The organism is Rhizobium sp. 01T417 (assembly GCF_056398905.1).
The window spans coordinates 1-1,996 of record NZ_JBFTQH010000105.1 but is presented as its reverse complement, the minus strand read 5'-3'; the positions used below and the strand labels follow the sequence as shown (position 1 = coordinate 1,996).

The 1,996-nt window shown below is 59.7% G+C and carries 4 protein-coding genes; all 4 read left to right on the top strand.

The window, feature by feature from the left end:
* The first annotated feature begins 2 nt into the window (after positions 1–2).
* Genes rpsC through rpsQ form a run of 4 tightly spaced genes read left to right on the top strand, consistent with a single transcriptional unit; the run spans position 3 to position 1,706 of the window.
* The gene (gene rpsC / locus AC1DPR_RS31675; protein ID WP_092299437.1) at positions 3–806 is read left to right on the top strand and encodes a 30S ribosomal protein S3; all 804 of its coding nucleotides are present in this window, start codon (positions 3–5) and stop codon (positions 804–806) included.
* Positions 807–808: 2 nt separating this feature from the next.
* On the top strand, positions 809–1,225 hold the full coding sequence (gene rplP / locus AC1DPR_RS31670; protein ID WP_006576240.1) for a 50S ribosomal protein L16: 417 nt from the start codon (positions 809–811) through the stop codon (positions 1,223–1,225).
* An 11-nt stretch (positions 1,226–1,236) separates the two neighbouring features.
* Positions 1,237–1,431, top strand: coding sequence for a 50S ribosomal protein L29 (gene rpmC, locus AC1DPR_RS31665; protein ID WP_092299434.1), 195 nt, complete (start codon positions 1,237–1,239; stop codon positions 1,429–1,431).
* A complete protein-coding gene (gene rpsQ / locus AC1DPR_RS31660; RefSeq protein ID WP_092299431.1) occupies positions 1,428–1,706 on the top strand; it encodes a 30S ribosomal protein S17 in 279 nt (92 codons plus the stop codon). The genes rpmC and rpsQ overlap by 4 nt, the downstream gene beginning before the upstream one ends.
* Positions 1,707–1,996: the final 290 nt, after the last annotated feature.

The following is a 1,996-nucleotide window of genomic DNA, read 5'->3' as shown; positions in this document are numbered from 1 at the left end:
CGATGGGACAGAAGATTCATCCGACTGGCTTCCGTCTGGCCGTCAGCCGTAACTGGGCTTCGCGTTGGTACGCCAACAACACGAAGTTCGCCGGCATGCTGAAAGAAGACATCGAAGTTCGCGAGTTCCTGAAGAAGAAGCTCAAGAACGCATCGGTTGGCCGCGTCGTGATCGAGCGTCCTGCCCGCAATGCCCGTCTCACCATTTATAGCTCGCGTCCGGGCGTGGTGATTGGCAAGAAGGGTGAGGACATCGAACTGCTCAAGGCCGAGCTGCAACGCCGCATGGGTGTGCCCGTGCACGTGAACATCGAGGAAATCCGCAAGCCGGAAACCGATGCGCAGCTGATCGCCGACTCGATCACCCAGCAGCTCGAGCGCCGTATCATGTTCCGCCGCGCCATGAAGCGCGCGATGCAGAACGCGATGCGCCTCGGTGCCCAGGGTATCAAGATCATGAGCTCGGGTCGTCTGAACGGTATCGAAATCGCACGTACCGAATGGTACCGTGAAGGTCGTGTGCCCCTGCACACCCTGCGCGCCGACATCGACTACGGCTTCTCCGAAGCCGAAACCACCTACGGCATCATCGGTGTCAAGGTGTGGGTCTACAAGGGCGACTACCTGGGCCGCAATGACGCGCCTGTGGTGGAAGAGCCTCAAGAAGACCGTCGTCGTCGCCCGGGTCGTCCGGAAGGCCGTCGCCGTGAAGGCGAAGGTGGCCGTCCGGGTGGCAACCGCCGCGGTGGTGCAGGTGCTGGCGCTGGTCGCCGCGCTGCGCCTGGCGATGCGAAGAGTGGAGAATAAGAATGCTGCAACCGAAGCGTAGGAAGTATCGCAAGGAGCAGAAAGGCCGCAACACGGGTAAGGCTACCCGTGGCAACGCCGTGTCTTTCGGCGAATTCGGCCTGAAGGCAATGGGCCGTGGTCGTCTGACCGCGCGCCAGATCGAGTCGGCCCGTCGTGCGATGACCCGTCACATCAAGCGTGGCGGCCGCATCTGGATCCGGATTTTCCCGGATAAGCCGATCTCGAAGAAGCCCGCCGAAGTCCGTATGGGTAACGGTAAGGGCAATCCGGAATACTACGTGGCTGAAATTCAGCCGGGCAAGATGCTGTACGAAATGGATGGCGTGAGCGAAGAGCTGGCACGTGAGGCGTTCCGCCTCGCGGCCGCCAAGCTGCCGATCGCCACGAATTTCGTGGTGCGTCAGGTCGGGACGTAAGGAGAGCAGGGATGAAAGCATCCGAACTTCGCGGCAAGGACGCCGCAGGGCTGAACCAGGAGCTCTCCGAGCTTCTGAAGGCCCAATTTAGCCTGCGCATGCAAAAGGCCACCCAACAGCTGCAGAACACCAGCCAGCTGAAGAAGGTGCGCAAGGACATCGCGCGTGTGCAAACCGTGCTGAGCGAAAAGGCAGACGCGAAATGACTGAAGCTGCAAAGACTGAAACGTCGCTTCGCCGGACTCTCGTAGGCCGTGTCGTTAGCGACAAGATGGACAAGACCGTTACGGTCCTGATCGAAAACCGCGTCAAGCATCCTCTGTACGGCAAGTACGTGCTGCGTTCGAAGAAGTACCACGCACACGACGAAGCCAACCAGTACAAGGAAGGCGACAAGGTCGAGATCCAGGAATCGCGTCCGCTGTCGCGGACCAAGTCCTGGGTGGTTTCCCGGCTGGTAGAAGCTGCGCGCGTCATCTAAGAACAACAGTTCTTCGCTGACTTGCAAGTCCAGGGTTATGTTGCTATAATCCTGGACTTCCGCTTTGTAGCGTTCGTCGAAGCTTCACCAACACGGCGTACCTCCGAAGCGAGCCAAGGCCTGGTGGTCCTGGAGTTGTCCGGGCTGCCTGGTGACTACCGACTTCCAAGTTGATCAACCCAAGCGGTACTGGCGCAAAGCCGGGGCCGACGGGACCAAGACTGACCGGCGGACTTCCATCTTGAGAAATCCGGCGGATTAAGTTGGGAAGATAACACCATGATTCAGAC